The organism is Methylobacterium sp. WL19, assembly GCF_008040005.1.
In the GTDB taxonomy this organism is placed as follows: domain Bacteria; phylum Pseudomonadota; class Alphaproteobacteria; order Rhizobiales; family Beijerinckiaceae; genus Methylobacterium; species Methylobacterium bullatum.
In genome coordinates this window covers 22,934-40,455 of record NZ_VRVC01000033.1, presented here as the reverse complement: position 1 = coordinate 40,455, position 17,522 = coordinate 22,934, and the positions used below count along the sequence as shown (strand labels likewise).

Annotated in this window: 18 protein-coding genes and 2 pseudogenes; 13 read left to right on the top strand and 7 right to left on the bottom strand. The window is 62.1% G+C overall.

The genetic code is table 11. From position 1 onward, the window contains the following. Positions 1–567 (bottom strand): annotated as a pseudogene (locus tag FV220_RS09130) (IS3 family transposase); the annotation flags it as partial. Between the two features lie 558 nt (positions 568–1,125). On the opposite strand from FV220_RS09130, the gene FV220_RS09125 reads away from it, so the two are divergent. The 5 genes from FV220_RS09125 (at position 1,126) to FV220_RS09105 (ending at position 7,407) form a co-directional block, all read left to right on the top strand. Then, complete coding sequence (locus tag FV220_RS09125) at positions 1,126–3,339, top strand: EAL domain-containing protein (protein WP_147830882.1); 2,214 nt, start codon at positions 1,126–1,128, stop codon at positions 3,337–3,339. Between the two features lie 347 nt (positions 3,340–3,686). Next, on the top strand, positions 3,687–4,496 hold the full coding sequence (locus tag FV220_RS09120; protein ID WP_147830880.1) for an EAL domain-containing protein: 810 nt from the start codon (positions 3,687–3,689) through the stop codon (positions 4,494–4,496). Continuing rightward, positions 4,486–4,884 (top strand): hypothetical protein, encoded by a 399-nt coding sequence (locus FV220_RS09115; RefSeq protein ID WP_210245939.1) that lies wholly within the window; start codon positions 4,486–4,488, stop codon positions 4,882–4,884. The genes FV220_RS09120 and FV220_RS09115 overlap by 11 nt, the downstream gene beginning before the upstream one ends. A gap of 10 nt (positions 4,885–4,894) precedes the next feature. Continuing rightward, entirely contained in the window at positions 4,895–6,181 is a 1,287-nt protein-coding gene (locus tag FV220_RS09110; RefSeq protein WP_147830878.1) for a sensor domain-containing diguanylate cyclase, read from the top strand. A 17-nt stretch (positions 6,182–6,198) separates the two neighbouring features. Further along, positions 6,199–7,407, top strand: coding sequence for an AMP-binding protein (locus FV220_RS09105; protein WP_147830877.1), 1,209 nt, complete (start codon positions 6,199–6,201; stop codon positions 7,405–7,407). 283 nt (positions 7,408–7,690) lie between these two features. Here FV220_RS09105 and FV220_RS09100 read toward each other — a convergent pair whose 3' ends face one another. Beyond that, a complete protein-coding gene (locus FV220_RS09100) occupies positions 7,691–8,380 on the bottom strand; it encodes a YoaK family protein (protein ID WP_210245940.1) in 690 nt (229 codons plus the stop codon). Between the two features lie 266 nt (positions 8,381–8,646). On the opposite strand from FV220_RS09100, the gene FV220_RS09095 reads away from it, so the two are divergent. Together FV220_RS09095 and FV220_RS09090 are read left to right on the top strand one after the other, a co-directional pair. Beyond that, positions 8,647–9,207: an HAD domain-containing protein gene (locus FV220_RS09095; protein WP_348642080.1), complete on the top strand. Its 561-nt coding sequence runs from the start codon at positions 8,647–8,649 to the stop codon at positions 9,205–9,207. Between the two features lie 187 nt (positions 9,208–9,394). Continuing rightward, complete coding sequence (locus FV220_RS09090) at positions 9,395–10,132, top strand: hypothetical protein (protein ID WP_147830872.1); 738 nt, start codon at positions 9,395–9,397, stop codon at positions 10,130–10,132. A gap of 211 nt (positions 10,133–10,343) precedes the next feature. On the opposite strand, the gene FV220_RS09085 is transcribed toward FV220_RS09090, so the two are convergent. The 4 genes and pseudogenes from FV220_RS09085 to FV220_RS09065 form a co-directional block, all read right to left on the bottom strand. After that, the gene (locus FV220_RS09085; RefSeq protein WP_147830870.1) at positions 10,344–10,574 is read right to left on the bottom strand and encodes a heme-binding protein; all 231 of its coding nucleotides are present in this window, start codon (positions 10,572–10,574) and stop codon (positions 10,344–10,346) included. A 189-nt stretch (positions 10,575–10,763) separates the two neighbouring features. Beyond that, a pseudogene (locus FV220_RS09075) lies at positions 10,764–11,150 on the bottom strand (cytochrome c biogenesis protein CcdA); the annotation flags it as partial. A 6-nt stretch (positions 11,151–11,156) separates the two neighbouring features. Continuing rightward, positions 11,157–11,546: a thioredoxin family protein gene (locus FV220_RS09070; RefSeq protein WP_147830868.1), complete on the bottom strand. Its 390-nt coding sequence runs from the start codon at positions 11,544–11,546 to the stop codon at positions 11,157–11,159. Positions 11,547–11,587: 41 nt separating this feature from the next. Further along, positions 11,588–12,388 carry a pentapeptide repeat-containing protein gene (locus tag FV220_RS09065; protein WP_147830866.1) on the bottom strand — a complete coding sequence of 267 codons (801 nt, stop codon included), beginning with the start codon at positions 12,386–12,388 and terminating at the stop codon, positions 11,588–11,590. A 211-nt stretch (positions 12,389–12,599) separates the two neighbouring features. Between FV220_RS09065 and FV220_RS09060 the strand changes: the two genes are divergently transcribed. The 3 genes from FV220_RS09060 (at position 12,600) to FV220_RS09050 (ending at position 14,374) form a co-directional block, all read left to right on the top strand. Continuing rightward, positions 12,600–12,938 carry a hypothetical protein gene (locus FV220_RS09060; protein ID WP_246689418.1) on the top strand — a complete coding sequence of 113 codons (339 nt, stop codon included), beginning with the start codon at positions 12,600–12,602 and terminating at the stop codon, positions 12,936–12,938. A gap of 250 nt (positions 12,939–13,188) precedes the next feature. Next, complete coding sequence (locus FV220_RS09055) at positions 13,189–13,653, top strand: Rrf2 family transcriptional regulator (RefSeq protein WP_147830864.1); 465 nt, start codon at positions 13,189–13,191, stop codon at positions 13,651–13,653. Next, positions 13,643–14,374, top strand: a complete 732-nt coding sequence (locus FV220_RS09050) for a class I SAM-dependent methyltransferase (RefSeq protein ID WP_147830862.1) — start codon at positions 13,643–13,645, stop codon at positions 14,372–14,374. The genes FV220_RS09055 and FV220_RS09050 overlap by 11 nt, the downstream gene beginning before the upstream one ends. A gap of 298 nt (positions 14,375–14,672) precedes the next feature. On the opposite strand, the gene FV220_RS09045 is transcribed toward FV220_RS09050, so the two are convergent. Continuing rightward, on the bottom strand, positions 14,673–15,347 hold the full coding sequence (locus tag FV220_RS09045) for a Crp/Fnr family transcriptional regulator (RefSeq protein WP_147830860.1): 675 nt from the start codon (positions 15,345–15,347) through the stop codon (positions 14,673–14,675). A 213-nt stretch (positions 15,348–15,560) separates the two neighbouring features. Between FV220_RS09045 and FV220_RS09040 the strand changes: the two genes are divergently transcribed. Genes FV220_RS09040 through FV220_RS09030 form a run of 3 tightly spaced genes read left to right on the top strand, consistent with a single transcriptional unit; the run spans position 15,561 to position 17,521 of the window. Next, complete coding sequence (locus tag FV220_RS09040) at positions 15,561–16,361, top strand: pentapeptide repeat-containing protein (RefSeq protein ID WP_147830858.1); 801 nt, start codon at positions 15,561–15,563, stop codon at positions 16,359–16,361. 44 nt (positions 16,362–16,405) lie between these two features. Beyond that, positions 16,406–16,795, top strand: a complete 390-nt coding sequence (locus tag FV220_RS09035) for a thioredoxin family protein (RefSeq protein ID WP_147830857.1) — start codon at positions 16,406–16,408, stop codon at positions 16,793–16,795. A gap of 6 nt (positions 16,796–16,801) precedes the next feature. Continuing rightward, a complete protein-coding gene (locus FV220_RS09030; protein WP_147830855.1) occupies positions 16,802–17,521 on the top strand; it encodes a cytochrome c biogenesis protein CcdA in 720 nt (239 codons plus the stop codon). Position 17,522 lies beyond the last annotated feature (1 nt).

Below are 17,522 nucleotides of genomic sequence, written 5' to 3'. Positions count from 1 at the left end.
AGGAGCCGTCGTTGAGCCAAAGGCGTGCCCGTTTCGGCTGGCGAGCGGGAACCTTGAGCCCTTCGAGCCGCCAGATGCGTTCAACGCGCTTTACGTTCACCGTCCAGCCGTCGCGCCGGAGCAGGGCTGTGATCCGGCGATAGCCGTAGCGCCCGTACTGCAGAGCCAAAGCGACGATGGCGGACGTCAGAGCGGCCTCGTCCTCGATCACCACGGCGGATTTGCGCTGGGTCGAACGATGCTGACCCAGAACACGGCAGGCGAAGCGTTCCGACACGCCGTGCTCGGCAATGACGTAGTCGACACAAGCCCGGCGGCGAGCCGGGCTCAGAAGTTTTGCTGGCGCTGCCCTTCGGGTCCCGCAGCCGCCTCCTTCAGGATGAGCTTCTCCAGGGTCAGATCGGAGATTGCTCGACGAAGGCGCTGGTTCTCGGTCTCCAGAGACTTCAGCCGCTTAACTTGGTCACCCTTCAGACCGCCGTACTCGGAACGCCAGCGGTAGTACGTGACCTCGGTCACTTCGATGGACCGGATTGCATCAGCAACTTTACGGCCCTGCGAGACCAAGACATCGACCTACCGCAGCTTAGCGACGATCTCTTCAGCCGTATGCTTCTTCCGTCTCATGAAAACATCCTCCACATGGCTCGAAGCCATACCTCAGGGAGGACCACTTTTCAGGAGGCAGACCAATCAAGCCAGATCGGCCATTAATGCGTTCTTCTTGCCGCGGCAGATGAACGCGAATTGCTACGACAACCTCTCCATATGCCTAAGGTTGTGTTCACGGAGGATCAGCGTTCTTCTGGCATTAGCCCAATCCCCATACTGCTCCCGGCATGGGCCTAAGCTAAATGGGCAGCCTGTTACGCATTGGAATCCGTTTGTCTTCTAATGCGCTCGCCGAATAATTTGTTTAGACAATGGCTTCCATGGAAGTGCAATTTATTCGGCGGATGCTCGTAATTTTGCAGCGAAAAACAGAACAACATTTTTCAACCAAAGCGATATTAAAGTATGTGAACGCACACACCTGCCTCTGCGGCACAGTAACTCCAAATTTCGTCTATTACCGTACAAATCCTGTTAATATCTGACAGACAAGATCACCCTCGGACACAACCGATGGCCCTCGCCGTGCAACTGCCTCACAACTCATCTGACGAAGCCATAGTCGACAATGGCATAGCTGATCCCGAATTGACGGAAGCAGCTTCGGTAGCCGCCTTCACCGACATTGTGGCATTAGCTACTCGCATGTTTGATGTCGAAGCCGCCTTCGTTTCCCTGCTAGATAAACAGCGCCAAGTATTTCAGGCACATATCAATTCAAGCTTGTACGAAATCGGCCGCGAGGTGGCATTCTGCTCACATACCGTGTCGCAGGAAAATGCCTTCGTAATCTTAGATGCTGCTAATGATCCATGTTTTAAGGACAATCCCTACGTCGTCGGAGCGCCCCACATCCGTTTCTATGTTGGTATCCCCCTACGTACACCTTCGGGCAACGCTGTTGGGGCACTTTGCCTCGCGGATACAAAGCCGCGCGACGGTTTCTCTGATGTGGACGTGCACTCACTTCGGCAACTGGCCAACCTCGCGATTAGTCACATGGAGCTGAATAGGCTCGAAATAGCGCAACGCGAAAGCCAAAGTCGTTTCGAACACATTACCTCGACATCACCCGATGGAATCGTATGCGCCGACGCAGACGGCCACATCACTGTTTGGAATGCCGCTGCGGAGCAAATGTTTGGTTACAGCGGTGCCGAAGCAGTCGGGCAGTCTATCGACCTGATCGCCCCCGAACGCATGCGCGGGAGCCGTGTCGACGGTCTCCAGCGTGTGGCAAGCGGAGGAGATCCTTTGATGATTGGCAAGACTATTGAGCTACAGGCTCGACACAAGAATGGCGAGGAATTTCCTATCGAGCTCTCATTGTCGCAATGGCAGGAGGACGGGCGGACCGCCCTCGGCTCGATCGTACGCGATATCCGTGGACGGCGCGCAAATGAGGAACGTCTTTTCCGGCTAGCTCATCTTGACCCTTTGACAGAACTTCCAAATCGTTCAGTTCTTCGCAAGCGCCTCATCGAAATTACAAAAGCAACACAGCCTGTTTCAGTACTGATGATTGATCTTGATGGCTTCAAGGAGATCAACGACAATTATGGCCATGCTACTGGTGATGCGCTTCTTAAAAAAATGGCTTCCCGACTGTGCAACTGCGTAAAGCCGACTGATACAGTGTCGCGCCTGGGCGGTGACGAATTTGTGCTTCTCCTTAATAATATTGACGATCCAGTCAGAGCAGCCGACGTTGCCAATGCAATTATAGCAGCTGTTGCGACACCATTCGACTTTGAAGGCCAGGCGCTGATAATACGCTGCAGCATCGGCATTGCGTTATCATCAGATAATAAAGAAGGTGCAGACAGCTTACTTTCGTGCGCCGATCTTGCGCTTTATCAAGCTAAAAATGAGGGGCGCAATTGCTATAGAATTTTTACGCGAGTTTTGAGAGACAGGGTAAGGCGCACTCGCACTTGTAGAGAAAATATAGGCCGCGCAGTCGAATTTAATCAGTTTAGATTGCACTATCAGCCGCAGGTACGGCTTAAGGACGGTGCCCTCGTGGGGGCCGAAGCCCTGATTCGGTGGCAGCATCCAAAGCACGGTTTACTGACGCCCGAGGCATTCCTAGACGTTCTGGATAACAGCCCTCACGCCACCGAGGTGGGCAACTGGGTGATGAGAACTGCATGTGCGCAGGCTGCAGAATGGCGGAGATCAGGAGCCAGTGAGTTCCGCATGGGGGTGAATTTATGTAGCGCACAGTTTCGGCAGGGTAATCTCGCCGAGACGGTCCGAAAAACCCTCATGGTCACAGGCCTTCCCGCTGCGAATTTAGAGCTAGAGATAACTGAAAACATTGTGCTTCGACAAGAAGCTGGTTTAGCAGAGACATTACATTCCGTACGTGAGAGCGGCGTTGGCATTGCATTTGATGATTACGGGACTGGCTACGCCTCCCTGAGCCTTCTTAAGCGATTTCCGCTGACCCGCCTAAAAATTGACCGCTCATTTGTGACGGGCATGATGGGGTCGAGCAAGGATGAAACGATCGTACGTGCGATTCTTCAGCTTGGACATGGATTCGGTTTGCAAGTGATTGCTGAGGGTATCGAGACAGCGGCCGAACACGCACGGCTGCGTGCTAAGGGATGTCAGGAGGGACAAGGCTATCTGTTCGGCAAACCGATGCCAGCAGATATGTTTGCGGCCCGGTTTGATCTCGGCAATAGAGACGATCTGGCCAATAAGCTTGCAGCCCACTAGTTCTTCGATTGCGTACGCCCGAAGCATCGTGCGATCTATACCTATATTTAAACGACATAAAATTACAATCCGTTTATACAAACTTAGATTTATTATATATTGATCGTTAGATGATTTTTTCGAAAGTTATCATCAGAACTATAGTAGCATCTAGCTTGTTCGAAATTTATGGTCCACCAATTTTTCTGAAAGCGGCTGCTTTAGGACGTCTCAGCGGGCAGCGTCAAAATGGAACATTTAAACATCCATTTTTGTTGTTAACACAGCCCCCTGCTTTCATTTACGCGGCCTCAATGTTTACGAGGGCAGGGTTGTATGGCGCGGAATACCCATCGGAAAGTTGACCTATGACACGCGGATGCAAGGGCTGCCAGAATGGCCAGCCGCTGCCTTTCGAGTTCACGATGGCGTTTCACCCCATTCTTGACCTCGTTGAAAACACCGTCTGGGGCTACGAGGCTCTGGTCCGGGGCACGGAAGGCCAAGGTGCCGGGCAGATCCTCGCCATGGTCGACGATGCGAACCGATACAAGTTCGACCAATCTTGCCGTGTTAAGGCGATCGAACTTGCCGGCGCGCTGTTTCCCAACGCTGAGACCCGCCTGTCCATTAATTTTATGCCCAACGCTGTCTACGAACCCGCCGCGTGCATTCGTGCAACCCTGGATGCCGCTCGCCGTGTCGGCTTTGCGCACCGGCAGATCATGTTCGAGTTCACCGAGAATGAGCGCATGACGGATGTCGTGCACGTACAGCGGATCGTCGCAGAGTATCGCAAGCAGGGGTTTGCAACGGCGATTGACGATTTTGGGGCCGGCTACGCCGGGCTAAATCTCCTGGCAAACTTCCAACCCGATTTCATCAAGCTCGACATGGAGCTCATCCGCGGGATCGATACATCGCGGCAGCGCCAGACCATCGTCGCCGCAGTGGTCGCTATGGCCCAGAAGCTGGGCGTGGCGGTGATCGCGGAGGGGATCGAGACGCAAGCAGAACTCGTGACCCTACGAGCGGCTGGAATTCATCTGGTCCAGGGCTATCTCTTCGCCAAACCGGCCGTCGCTTCTTTACCAGCAGTATGGCTTCCGCAACGGGATCTCAGCGCTATAAGCGCTAAATTGCCTGTCCTCGACGCGATCGATGCGCATGCAGCCTGAGCATCATATGCCCAACCTCCAAGGCACAACCATGCTCTCCTTCGAAACAATCTCGTTGCGTGATCTCAACACCCACGACGTGGAAGGGCTGGATGCGCTGCCATTTGGGGTCGTTGGCTTCTCGTCGGACGGCATTGTCGAACTCTATAACGCAACAGAAGAGCGGCTGGCCGGCCTGCCTCGCAAGAGTGTGCTCGGCACACATTACTTCTCAACAACGGCGCAGTGCATGAATAATTTCATGGTTGCGCAGCGCTTTGAGGATGAAACGGAGATCGACGCCATCATCGACTACGTCCTTACCCTGCGCATGCGCCCTACGCCCGTTCGTCTTCGGCTCTTGAAAGCATCCGGAATGGATCGGCGCTACATCCTCATTCAGCGTTGAGAGTGGCCCCGTGACAACCGAGCTCGAAGCCGAAAACACGACCCTCCTTCAGTTCCTCTACGCGTGTCCTGCTGGCCTCATCGAGTTCTCGGCTGCTGGCGATATTGGCTTGGTCAATCCGGTCGCGATGGGCCTCCTGCTCCCGATTGCCGGGCGTCCCTTCGTCACCAATCTCTTTGAGGTCATGGACGGCTGCGCGCCGGAATTGTTGAACATGATCCAGCAGTTCGCATCGGTTCACGGTACGGTCTGCGATAGCCACCGCATCGTGACCGGGCGCGGAGGGCAATCGGCGGTCCTCGCATGCAGCATCGTGAAGCTGACCGAGGACCGTTACATCGCGACGCTGTCGGACGTGACCGAACAGGTTGCGCGCGAGAAGCGGCTGAAGCAGGCGGAAGTTTGGTTCGCGTCGCTCCTGGACGGCATTGATGACGTTGCCGTCCTCTCCTTGGACGTTGACGGCTGCATCGATGGAGTGACATCGTCCGTGGTCCGGCAGACCGGTTTTACGGAAGTCGATTTGCTCGGTCGGCAATTCGAATCCTTCGCCCGGCCAGATCGTGCTTCGGCGATGCCGCTCCCCGGTGAGGCTATCACCGTTGCCCGAAGAGACGGCTGGCACCTGCACGAGGGCTGGCATGCCCGTGCCGACGGGAGCCGATACTGGTGTCAACGGCTGGTTGCCGTACGCGATAACTCGGATGGAACAACGGCCGGCTTTACGCTCGTGTTGCGAGCGGTGACACGACAGGGACGGGACGCTGCAGATCTGCGGCGGATGCTGACGCGCGATCACCTGACCGGCGTGAGCAATCGCGCTCATTTCTTCGAGGCGGCGGAGCGCCACTTCGCTCGGTGCCTTCGAGATGGCCGATCCCTGGCGCTGATCGTTCTCGATGTGGATCATTTCAAGCAGGTGAACGACGAGCACGGGCACGCAGCTGGCGACACCGTGCTCTGCGAGGTGGCGCGCCGCTGCCAGAGCGAGCTCCGCCCCGAGGACGTCTTCGCCCGACTGGGAGGCGAAGAGTTCGTTGTCCTTCTGCCCGGAGCGACACTTGAGACAGCGGCGGTGGCGGCCGAGCGCTTGCGCATCGCGCTCGCAAGCGATGGCTTCGATATGGGAGGGATTGAGCTGCGGATCACGGCAAGCTTTGGCTGTAGTGCTCTCGATGCGGGAACGACCGCGTCCCTCGCCGGACTGCTCGCGGCCGCTGATACCGCCTTGTACCAAGCCAAACGAGCAGGTCGAAATCGGGTCGCCGTGTCGGAAGCGGACCAGGTGGCAGCCTGAGCACCGGCTCTCCAGCGATGCTGTCGCGACGCGCGCTTGCGACCGTCCTCCAAAATCTCCTTGGCGCAGAGCTTCTTGTCGCGCGCGGTCGTGGCAACCCCGGCGCACGGCAGCCCATCGACCTTCCGTCCGAATGGCCACTGGCCCTGCAGATCACTGACAACACGAAGGTGGGGCTCGGATGTGACTCCCTAGAGGCGATGTGGCTCGCCTCTGCGGTCAACGAGATGTTCCATCTGCACGAGGCGGCCAGCGAAGAGGTACTTCTGACGGACACAACGTTCGGAGACTGGATAGAGCGCATTGAGGCGGCGTGGAGGTCCGGAGTGGCCGCGATCACCTTCACGACGTCGGGAACGACGGGGACACCGAAGCGATGCGCCCATTCTGCCGAAGCCCTGCTGACAGAAGCGTCCTTTCTGGCCCGGCTCTTCCGGGATCGGCGGAGGGTCGTCTCCCTGGTGCCTGCACACCATGCCTACGGCTTCCTGTTTGCCGCGCTTCTGCCGGATATGCTCCGTGTCGAGCACCTCGACGCAACGCGCTTCAGCGCCGCGGAATTGGCCCGCAACCTTACACCGGGCGATCTCGTCGTCACCTTTCCCGATCGCTGGCGGTGGCTGGAGCGATCCCTGCCGATCTGGCCCCGGGACGTGGAGGGTGTGATCTCGACGGCACCGTGCCCGCCAGCCCTGATTACATCCCTTTGCGAGCGCGGCCTCTCGGCGATGACGGAGGTCTACGGGTCGTCGGAGACGATTGGTGTGGCAGTGCGCCGGTGGCCGCAAACCTCCTACCAGCTCATGTCGCATTGGCGCTTCGCCGAACCCATCCGTGAAGACGCACCAGAAATCGTCCATCGATCCGGCCGTCACTTCCCATTGCCGGATCGCATCCGGCTCCAGGACGGGGGTCGCTTCCACTTGGCGGGCCGGAACGATGGAGCCGTACAAGTCGGCGGCGTCAACGTGTTCCCGGATCGCATAGCGGCGACCCTCCGAGACATACCGGGTGTTCGAGAAGCAGCTGTGCGGCTCATGCGGCCGGAGGAGGGAGCTCGCTTGAAGGCTTTCGTCGTACCCGAGCCAGAGACCGACCTGACCGTCTTACGGAGAGAGCTCGATGCATGGATCGACGCATCCCTGCCGGCTGCGGAAAGGCCGACGGCAATCACATTCGGTCCCAAATTGCCGAAGAGCATGATGGGCAAGCTGGCCGAATGGTAACCGACGAAGGCGGCTATCCCATCTCATCTCCTCATCCCGAATTTCGTCAGCATAGTCAGCGGCTAAATAAGGGCGACCGGTCGTCGTCTCGGCGAAAACGACGGGCGACCGATCGATCCCGCTTCGCTGCATCGAGAAGTAGCTCTATCTGGGCCGGTCTGCGCCGTTCCGAATAACCCTCGATCGTTGGCACATGGAAGAAGAAGGTACGTATCTCGGCTGGTGAACGGACCTCGTCCTATCATTCGGAAGCGGACGTTCCACTTCGACTTAAAGCAGTGGTTTACGAACTCGGCTTCTGATCGGGAACGATCAACAATCCGACCAAGATGAAGGCAGGCACAAGCACGCACCAGAAGGACAAGGCGGCAACACCGAACGCCCCCGCCAATGCGCCCGCCGCGAACGCCAGCACGGCGGACAGTGTGCGCCGCAGCCGGATCCTAACCTGCTCACTGAGCCTCGCCCCGCACAGGCGGTCGGTTAGGTCGATCACGGCCTGCGTGACGTTTACGGTCATCACCGTCGTTGCCGCCAAGTGGCCGATCACCAGACGCCCGATCCCGTTCTGGATGCCCATCGCAGCGACCCCGAGCATGCCGACGCCAATCGCCTTCGCGCCATCCGGTGAGCCGAGCGGCGACATGGCCGCGCCCACAATCGCAAAGGCGATCAGGACGACGGCTTCGAGCGCCAGCAAGGGGCGCAGCGGCGACGACCCTCTCCGCTCAAGGGCCAGGGCAATCAGGCGCGTGGCAGCGACGGCCAAGATGAACGTCGGCAAGGCGAGGAGCTTTGCGATAACACCGGTCGAGGTCGAGATTAACTCCGCACCGATCAGGACGAAGTTGCCGGTGACGTGGGCCGTGAACAGGCCAGTTAGGGCGATGAAAGCGGCGGCATCCACGAAGCCGGCGACGAAGGCAAGCCCGGCACCGATTGCGGTGTCTCTAGCAGTGTGAGCGGACACGATGCATCGGCCTCCTCAGCACCCAACCCGGTTATAGGGCTTCATCCACCAGGCTGCTGTAAAGCGGAACTACCGAGAGTCTGCAACGGGTCGGTTTCCGCCCGTCGACGTTTAAGAATTTTCCTCGCAACAGCGGATGGTCGATCTCTGCTGAACGCTTTACCGCCCGCGCTTGGGATGTGCTTCATCCGCGCGCTGGACGGTCGTAGCGACGCATTGTAGGCGTCCGCGGCGGAAGCGAGATCGCTGCACCAGACGAGGTTGGCCTTTTGAATGAGCATGGAGGCACCGCACCGTTGACGGTCTACCTCGACGTGGACGGCGTCGTGACGACGGTCAGCTATCAACAGCAGGCCGGCAAGGACAAGCTCAACCCGGCCCAGGTCGCCATCGTCGCTGGCTTGGTGAGGGAGTTCGACGCCAAGGTGGTCGTCTCCTCGACGTGGCGCGTCGACGACTGCCGTCCGACCCTGGTTGATGCCGGCCTTCCCGAGACCTGCTTTCACCCCGACTGGCGCACTGCCATCCTGCCGACGAGCCGAGATGCTGCAACGGGCGGCATGCTCTCCGCCGAACGCGCCGGGCGCGGCGACGAGATCGCCGAGCACGCGACCCGAAATCGCATCACGGATTACCTCGTCCTCGACGACGTCGAGGTTGGCCCTGCCCATCTGGGTCGTCACGTCCGACCGCTCGCGGATTTCGGCCTGAGCGAAGCGGATCGGCGCTTGGCCCGGAGGCTGCTGGCCGGGATGGTCGATCTCCGCCGGGCCATGGATCGGAATGGCTCACGTTCCACGACCGTCGATTTACGCTTCCGTAGGGATTGAACTTTCCGAAGGCTCGGGTCATTCCATGACAGCGGTGTGACACACGCGTCATGCTGCCCCCGACATCGATAAGGTCACCTCGACCTTCGCCGGACCAGCCAGTCCGGTCCGTCCTCGGCACCGCATCCGTGCGACCGCTGGGAATGCGTCGCGTCGGATTTTCGCGTGGCGGGAAGGAGTGGCTGCGATGTTAAGGTTCAAGAATCAGGACACGCTGTCCAGTCCCTCGCTTTCCGCCTTGGGGATCGTCGAACGGTCGGCCGCAAAGGCCTATGCTGATCTCATCGCCACTGGCTGGTCCGAGATCGGTTTCGGGTACCATGGCACCGTCCATGCGCATCCGGACCACCCGGACGTTGTCGTGCGCTTTGCACGCAAGGCGGACGGGTTCGGCGATTATGCGGCTCTGCTTCGCAAAGGTTTTCCGGGCTCCGACGGACCGCATGCGCCTCGTGTCCACGACATGCATGTCAGCCGTTGCGGCGCGCTGATGACCGTGGGGTCGCGTCTCACCGATCCCGCGCGCGACGCCTGGTGGCTGGCTTATGCCCACGCCGTCATCGCGGACCACCCTGGCGTCACGATGGATGAGGGCGTGCGCGACCGGTTCAAGGTGGAATGGCCGGCGCACGAGCCCCGGGTCGATCATCCGAGCTTCGACGGCATCCGCGAAGCGTTCAGGGCTGCATGGCCCGGATACGAGGCCTATGTCGCCGACTTGCGGGCCGTGTCGCCGCAGGGGCTCGACCCTAATATCGGCAACGTCCTTGTCGGCGGTGACGGCAGTCCTGTCGTGAACGATCCGCTATGCGACGACGGATACGGCCTGTGGCGCTCACCGCTCTTGCGGATTCTGTCTCGCTGCGCGGATGTCTCGCGGCGGCTGATCGGTGACGCAATCGGCAGAACCCCCGCTCCCGCCTGATCGCGGGGGCGACCCCGGAGGGCGGACGGGCGCGTCGGACCGATGACTAGAACACCATCGACGGTTTCTTCGTACGAGACCTGCTTTCGAGAGGCCATCTCAACACGGCATTCCCTAATGTCCGATTCGGCGATGAACCAAACATCGTCGCCGCGACTGGGTCGGGTCGCGAGCAGACCCAGTGGCATCGCTACCGACATCAGAGTTTCCGTCACGCAAAAGCTAAACCCGGCCGCGTACCCGATCCCCGCGCCCCTCTCCATGCGGTGGCTCCGGCGGTCGCGCAGGCGAGGTCCTGTACCAGGGTCGCCTCGCCGTAGACGCCGACTGCGCCGATCAGGATACCATCCCGCCTCAGGGGTATGCCGCCGCGCTCGTGGAACGCTGCGGTACCCTCGCCCTCGACGACGGAACAGTAGAGGTCGTCCCCGGGCGGGGGCATAATCTCGCTCGGCTCGCCCGATGTCCGTCGTCAGATGATTTGGGATATTCTGCGGTGTTCAGGAGCGGAGGCTCTGGTCCATCTGGGGTAAGAGGTTAGGCGGCCTGCGCGTGGTGGCGCAAGCGGCGATCCATGAGGGTCTGGCGCTTGATGCGTTCCCGCTCGGCCAGGATCCCTTCGCCGCGTCCGAAGTAGCACCCCGACGCCGAACTGGCCGGGCAGCCCGGCGGTGGAGAAGCCGCCGAACCGGCTCTCGGTCCAGTTGCTCACCGGACCGGCGGCCACGGCGAGCCGCGTCTGGGCCGCCGGGACCATCAGGACCATTCCGATCAGGATCAGCATGACGGCCGCGCCGGTCCGGAAGATGCCGGCGTCGAGGCCGATGGCGAAGCCGACGGTCGCCACGAACAGGCCGATGACCACGAACGACAACGCCAGGCCGGCAGCGAGTGCCGCCGGGCCGAGCCTATGCTCCGACGCCGCCGCGCCGAGCACCAGCGGCAGCAACGGCAGCACGCAGGGCGACAGCACCGAGAGGATGCCGGCGAGGAAGGCGAGGCCCAGGCTCGTGACCATGACGGCTCAGATCGCCTTGTCGAGGAGCGAGGAGATCGCCTCGGGCTTGGTCTCGCCGGCCGAGCGCCCGGTCTCCTTCTCGCCCTTGTAGGTGATGAGCGTGCTCTGCATCGTCGCGCCGAACCGCTTCACCACGTCCTTGCGGCTGTCGAAGTCGACGTCGAACACCTGCAGGTCCTTGAACTTCGGGTCGGCCTCAAGCTTCGACAGGATCGGCTTCTGGGCGGCGCAGGTGGTGCACCACGGGGCGGTGATGTGCACCAGGATCGGCTTGCCGGCCTTCTGGGCAGCCTCGAAGGCGGCGGGCGTGTATGCCATCTCGGCGGCGCCGGCGGCGGTGCCGAACAGCATGGGGGCGACGGCGAGGGCGGCGAGCAGGATGCGGCGGGTGGTCATGGATGTTTTTCCTTCGCGGATGGATCGATGTGGAAGAGGGCTCAGTTCGAGACCTGGGTGATGGCGCGGTCGACGTTCACGCGGGCCGACCAGTCCTTGGCGCTTTCCTGACCCTTGAGATCGATGAGCCGGGCGGCTGTGACGTCGACGTTCTTGAAGTCGGCCCCGGCGACGGTCGCGCCGGTGAGGTTGGCGCCCGACAGGTCGGAGCCCATCAAAACCACGTCGGTCAGGTTCGCATCGGTGAGGTCGGCGTATTCGAGGCGCGAGCGTCCGAGGTTCGCCCCCTTCAAGTTGGCGCCCTTCAGGTTCACCGAGACGAACACGGCTCGCATCAGGCCCATGGACTGGTTCTTGATGTCGGCGCCGCCCTTGAGGTCGACCAGCGTCGCACCGGCCATGTTGGCGCCCTTGAAGTCGCCGATGGGCATGGAGCGGCTGAGGTCGGCCTCGCTGAGGTTGGCGTCGCGGGCGGTGATGCCGAACATCTTGGCGCCGACGAGCTTGGCGCCCGAGAGATCGGCCTTGATGAACCAGGCCTGCTCCAGGTTAGCGCCCGACAGGTCGGCGCCGCGCAGGTTGGCCTTGTTCAGGCGGGCGGTGCGCAGGTTCGCGCCCTTCAGGTTCAGGCCCGACAAATCGAGGCCGGCGAGCGCCTTGTCTGAAAGGTCGATGGGCTTGCCGTCGGCCTTGGCGATCAGGGCCTCGACGTCGGCCCGGGTCATCTCGGCCTTCGTCATCGCCGCAGAGCCCATGTCGGCACCGAGCAAGAGGTCCTGTTCGGCATGGGCCGGCAGGGCCAGAAGCATGGAGGCGAGCAGAAGGGGGGCGAGGCGGCGCATGGTTTCTCCCGATGGTTTCGCCCCGGCCCACGGGAAGCCTTTGCCTCCTCATGCCGTCGCCTGAGCGGATTTTTGTTCTCTGGGGACGATGGTACTGAGGACGTTTCCACGCGTCTGTGACCCAGGTCACCGAAGGCTGTGGATCCCCAGGTTTCGCGCATCGACCAGGGCATGGTGGCGTTCGACGACCGCCAGCCCGAGGAGGAAGACCATGCAGAGCGCCCATCAGGTCGAGCGCTGGATCGAGCGCTTTCCGCTGGTTCGAGGTTTCAGCGCGAGCCATCTTCAGCTCGCGCGGGGCACGGTCGGTTTCCCCACCCTGGAAGCCGGGGCGATTGCCTACGAACTCCAGGACTCATGCGCGAACTACCTCATGTGCATCGACGGCCGGACCCGGGTGTTCCGGATGTCGGAGGGCGGTCGCGAGATGCTGATCTATAAGGTCGGTTCCGGCGGTACCTGCTGCTGGGCCCCCCAAAAGTTGTCAGTGGGCTGCGGAAACCTGTCAGCTGAGAAGGCCATAAGTGGCAGTCGCCGAACGCACGATTGAATCGACCTTCCAATGAGGGGACCGCCGGGCCTGAAAGGATCGGCGTGAATTGACCATCGCGGTCCCTCTGGCTGTCAGGAAGGGCGCCGTCGTTGTCACGCGCCCTCGGCCATCCGATCCCGCGCCCATTCGGCATCCACCTCGGGCCCGCTCGATGGCTCCTGATGGGCTGGAGGACATCAGGGTACTGTGACGGCCACGGAATGTGGCGGCATTGACAGGCGTGCCATCATGACACTATTGAAGTTACATGAGACGGGACAGTCGACTGTCGGGCGTGCTCCACGTCCTTCTCCACATGGCCGAGTTCGAGAAGCCGGTCACATCCGAGCGGCTGGCCGTGATGATGCAGACCAATCCGGTCGTCGTCCGACGCGTCATGGGCGGGTTGCGTGAACTCGGCCTCGTCGCCTCCGGCAAGGGGCATGGCGGGGGGTGGACGCTCGCCTGCGACCTCGACCGGGTAACCCTGCACGACGTCTACCTCGCCCTCGGCGCGCCAGGGATCCTTGCGATGGGCCATCGCAGCGAGACCCCGGAGTGCCTCGTCGAGCAGGCCGTCAACGCCGCGCTCGCGGCCGCTTTCGAAGATGCGGAGCGCTTGCTGCTTTCGCGCCTGGGCGACGTGACCCTCGGACAGCTCAGCGTCGATTTCCATGCCCGGCTCTCCGGGCGGCAACGCAACCTGCAGGACAATCATCCCGATGACGCCTAGCGACCGGAACGAACCCTTGCACGAGCACCGGCACGAGCCCTTGGACTTCATCGCCGCCTTCGAGGAGCCCGAAGCGGCCGCCAGGTACGCCGAGGGTCCGCGCCGCTTCGTGCCCGGCTTCGACGCCCTTCACAGGATGACGGGCATCCTTCTGGCCGAAAGCACTCCGCCCGACGCCCGTGTCCTCGTGCTCGGCGCGGGAGGGGGATTGGAGTTGCGGGCCCTGGCCGAGGACCATCCGGGATGGACCTTCGTCGGCGTCGATCCGGCGAGGGAAATGCTGCGGCAGGCGGAACGGACGCTCGGTCCCCTGATGGACAGGGTGACCTTGATCCACGGGTACATCGACGACGCGCCGGCGGGGCCCTTCGATGCCGCGACCTGCTTGCTGACCCTGCACTTCCTCCACGCCGGCGAACGGGAGAGCACGGTCCGCGCGATCCACCGTCGACTGAGGTCGGGCGCCCCGTTCGTCGCCGCACACGCGAGCTTTCCCCAAGCCGAGGGCGAGCGTTCGCAATGGTTGGATCGCTACGAGGCGTACGCCGTGGCGTCGGCCGCGGAGCCGCAGATGGCCCGGAAGGCCCGCTCGGCCGTGGACCTGGGCCTTCCCGCCCTCGGACCGGATGAGGATGCCGCGATCCTGCGTAACGGGGGCTTCCGGGACGTGGCGCTTTTTTACGCGGCCTTCACGTGGCGTGGCTGGGTCGCGCGAGCCTAGTCGTGGAAATCCGACGCTTGGCACCGGCGACGAACGTTAGCGATGGACGGCATGTCGCGTGTCCGCTTCCGACCATCCTGGACATGAAGCCGACCTTCCTCGGTTGCATCCGATCTACGGAACCGACAGCTTGACGACGCGCGGAGGGATGGGCCCGGCATGGACCTACGATCCTTGTGCAACCGTGGAGGCAGCCAAGCCGCAGTCTACCCAGTTCGGACGTAGGGCGGACCAGCGGTTAGCGACCCAATTTGGTCATTCTGTCTGTTCGGCCAGTGGCTCTTACTCGGAGGTAGGGTCAGTTCGGCATTCTCGCTGCCAAGCTCGCCCGGTCGATCACCTGCACCTGGCCTCGGCGGATCTCGATAAGCCCGATGTCCGCCCATTCCCCAAGAAGGCGGCTGATGACCTCCCGAACGCTGCCGACGTCCGATGCGAGTTGCTGGTGCGTCTTCCAGACGATGCCTTCAGCGTCGGCCTCGATCAGCAGCCGCCTGGCGAGGCGCTGCTCCAGGGGGGCGAAGGCGATCTCCTCGACCAAGTCGAACATGCCGGACAGGAGCCTTGTGAAGTCATCAAGGACGAAGTCTCGGAACGTGTCGCTCTCCCGCATCAACTGGCGAAAAGTATCTGACGGCAGCGCCGCCAGTTCGGTCCTGGCTTCCGCGATGCTTTGCGCCGGGAATCCCCCGCCCGACAGCAAGCATTGGGTGGTGAGCACGCAGGTGCCGCCGGCACTGACCTTGTAGATCAGCATCTCCCGCCCGCCCTCGGACATCCGAAAAACCCGAGTTCGCCCGTCGATGCACATCAGGTAGTTCGCGCAGGTGTCCTGAAGCTCGTAGGCAATCGCGCCAGCCTCAAGCACGGGGAAGTGTACCGTGCCGCGGGCGATCTGGAGATGGCCGGCGCTGAAGCTCCGGACCAGCGGAAAGCGCTCGATCCAGCGCTCGACCTGATGGGCGCTCTGCATGGTTCGTCCTCCCGGAGGGGGCGGTCGTTGGATGCCGCCATACCCCGTTGAAGCAATGGATCTTCGCATTCCGGACCCATCGGTGACCTGGGTCACAGACGGTGGGAGCAGACCCCAGTACCACCGTCGTCAGAGAACAAAAATCCGCCCAAACGGCGTCTTGAGGAAGCACGGGCTTTCCATGGACGCGGGCGAGATGATCCGGGAGAAACCATGCGCCGTCTCGCCCCCCTTCTGCTCGCCTCCGTCCTTCTGGCCGCCCCCGCCCATGCCGAGCAGGACCTGCTCTTGGGAGCCGATATGGGCTCTGCGGCGATGACGAAGGCCGAGATGACCCGGGCCGACGTTGAGGCGCTGATCGCCAAGGCGGACGGCAAGCCTATCGACCTCTCCGACAAGGCGCTCGCCGGCCTCGACCTGTCGGGCCTGAACCTCAAGGGTGCCAACCTGCGCACCGCCCGGCTCAACAAGGCCAACCTGCGCGGCGCCGACCTGTCAGGCGCGAACCTGGAGCAGGCCTGGTTCATCAAGGCCGACCTCTCCGGTGCCAAGCTCGTCGGCGCGAAGATGTTCGGCATCACCGCCCGCGACGCCAACCTCAGCGGAGCCGACCTCAGCCGTTCGATGCCGATCGGCGATTTCAAGGGCGCCAACATGGCCGGGGCGACGTTGGTCGACCTCAAGGGCGGCGCCGACATCAAGAACCAGTCCATGGGCCTGATGCGGGCCGTGTTCGTCTCGGTGAACCTCAAGGGGGCCAACCTGAAGGGAGCGAACCTCGGGCGTTCGCGCCTCGAATACGCCGACCTCACCGATGCCGACCTGACCGACGTGATCCTGATGGGCTCCGACCTGTCGGGGGCCAACCTCACCGGCGCGACCGTTGCGGGAGCCGACTTCAAGAACGTCGACGTCACCGCCGCCCGCCTCATCGATCTCAAGGGCCAGGACAGCGCCAAGGACTGGTCCGCCCGTGTGAACGTCGACCGGGCGATCACGCAGGTCTCGAACTGAGCATCGACTTCCACCTCTAGCCATCCATCACGGGAACAACATCCATGACCACCCGCCGCATCCTGCTCGTCGCCTTGACCGTCGCCCCCATGCTGTTCGGAACAGCTGCCGGCGCGGCCGAGATGACCTACACGCCCGCCTTGTTCGAGGCTGCCCAGAAGGCCGGCAAGCCGATCCTGGTGCACATCACCGCTCCGTGGTGCACCACTTGCGCCGCTCAGAAGCCGATCCTGGCGAAGCTCGAAGCCAACCCCAAGTTCAAGGACCTACAGGTGTTCGACGTTGACTTCGACAGCCGCAAGGATGTGGTCAAGCAGTTCGGCGCGACGATGCAGAGCACGCTCATCACCTTCAAGGGCGAGAAGGAGACCGGGCGCTCGGCCGGCGAGACCAAGCCCGAGGCGATCTCCTCGCTCCTCGACAAGGCCATCTGAGCCGTCATGGTCACGAGCCTGGGCCTCGCCTTCCTCGCCGGTATCCTCTCGGTGCTGTCCCCCTGCGTGCTGCCGTTGCTGCCGCTGGTGCTCGGTGCGGCGGCCGCGGAGCACAGGCTCGGCCCGGCGGCGCTTGCCGTCGGCTTGGCGCTGTCCTTCGTGATCAACGGCCTGTTCGTGGCGACCGTCGGCTTCGCCATCGGCCTGGATGCCGGCATCTTCCGGACCGGGGCGGCCATCATGCTGATCCTTGTCGGGCTGATCCTGACGGTCCCGGCGGCCCAGACCCGGCTGGCCGTGGCCGCCGGCCCGATGAGCGACTGGACAGAGAACCGGTTCGGCGGCTTCTCAACCGCAGGCCTGCCCGGTCAATTCGGCGTCGGCCTGCTCCTCGGCGCGGTGTGGAGCCCCTGCGTTGGACCGACCCTTGGCGCTGCATCCCTGCTCGCCTCCCAAGGACGCGACCTTGGCGTCGTCGCCCTGACCATGCTGCTGTTCGGCTTAGGTGCCGCCCTACCGCTCCTGCTGATCGGCACCCTGTCACGCGAGGTGCTGATGCGTTGGCGAAACCGGATGATAGGTCTGGGCAAGGGGCTGAAGGTGACGCTTGGATTGATTCTGATCGTCACCGGCATGACCATCGTGGCCGGTTACGACAAGGTGCTGGAGACCGGTTTAGTAAACGCTTCGCCGGCCTGGCTGACAGACCTGACGACAAGGCTCTGAG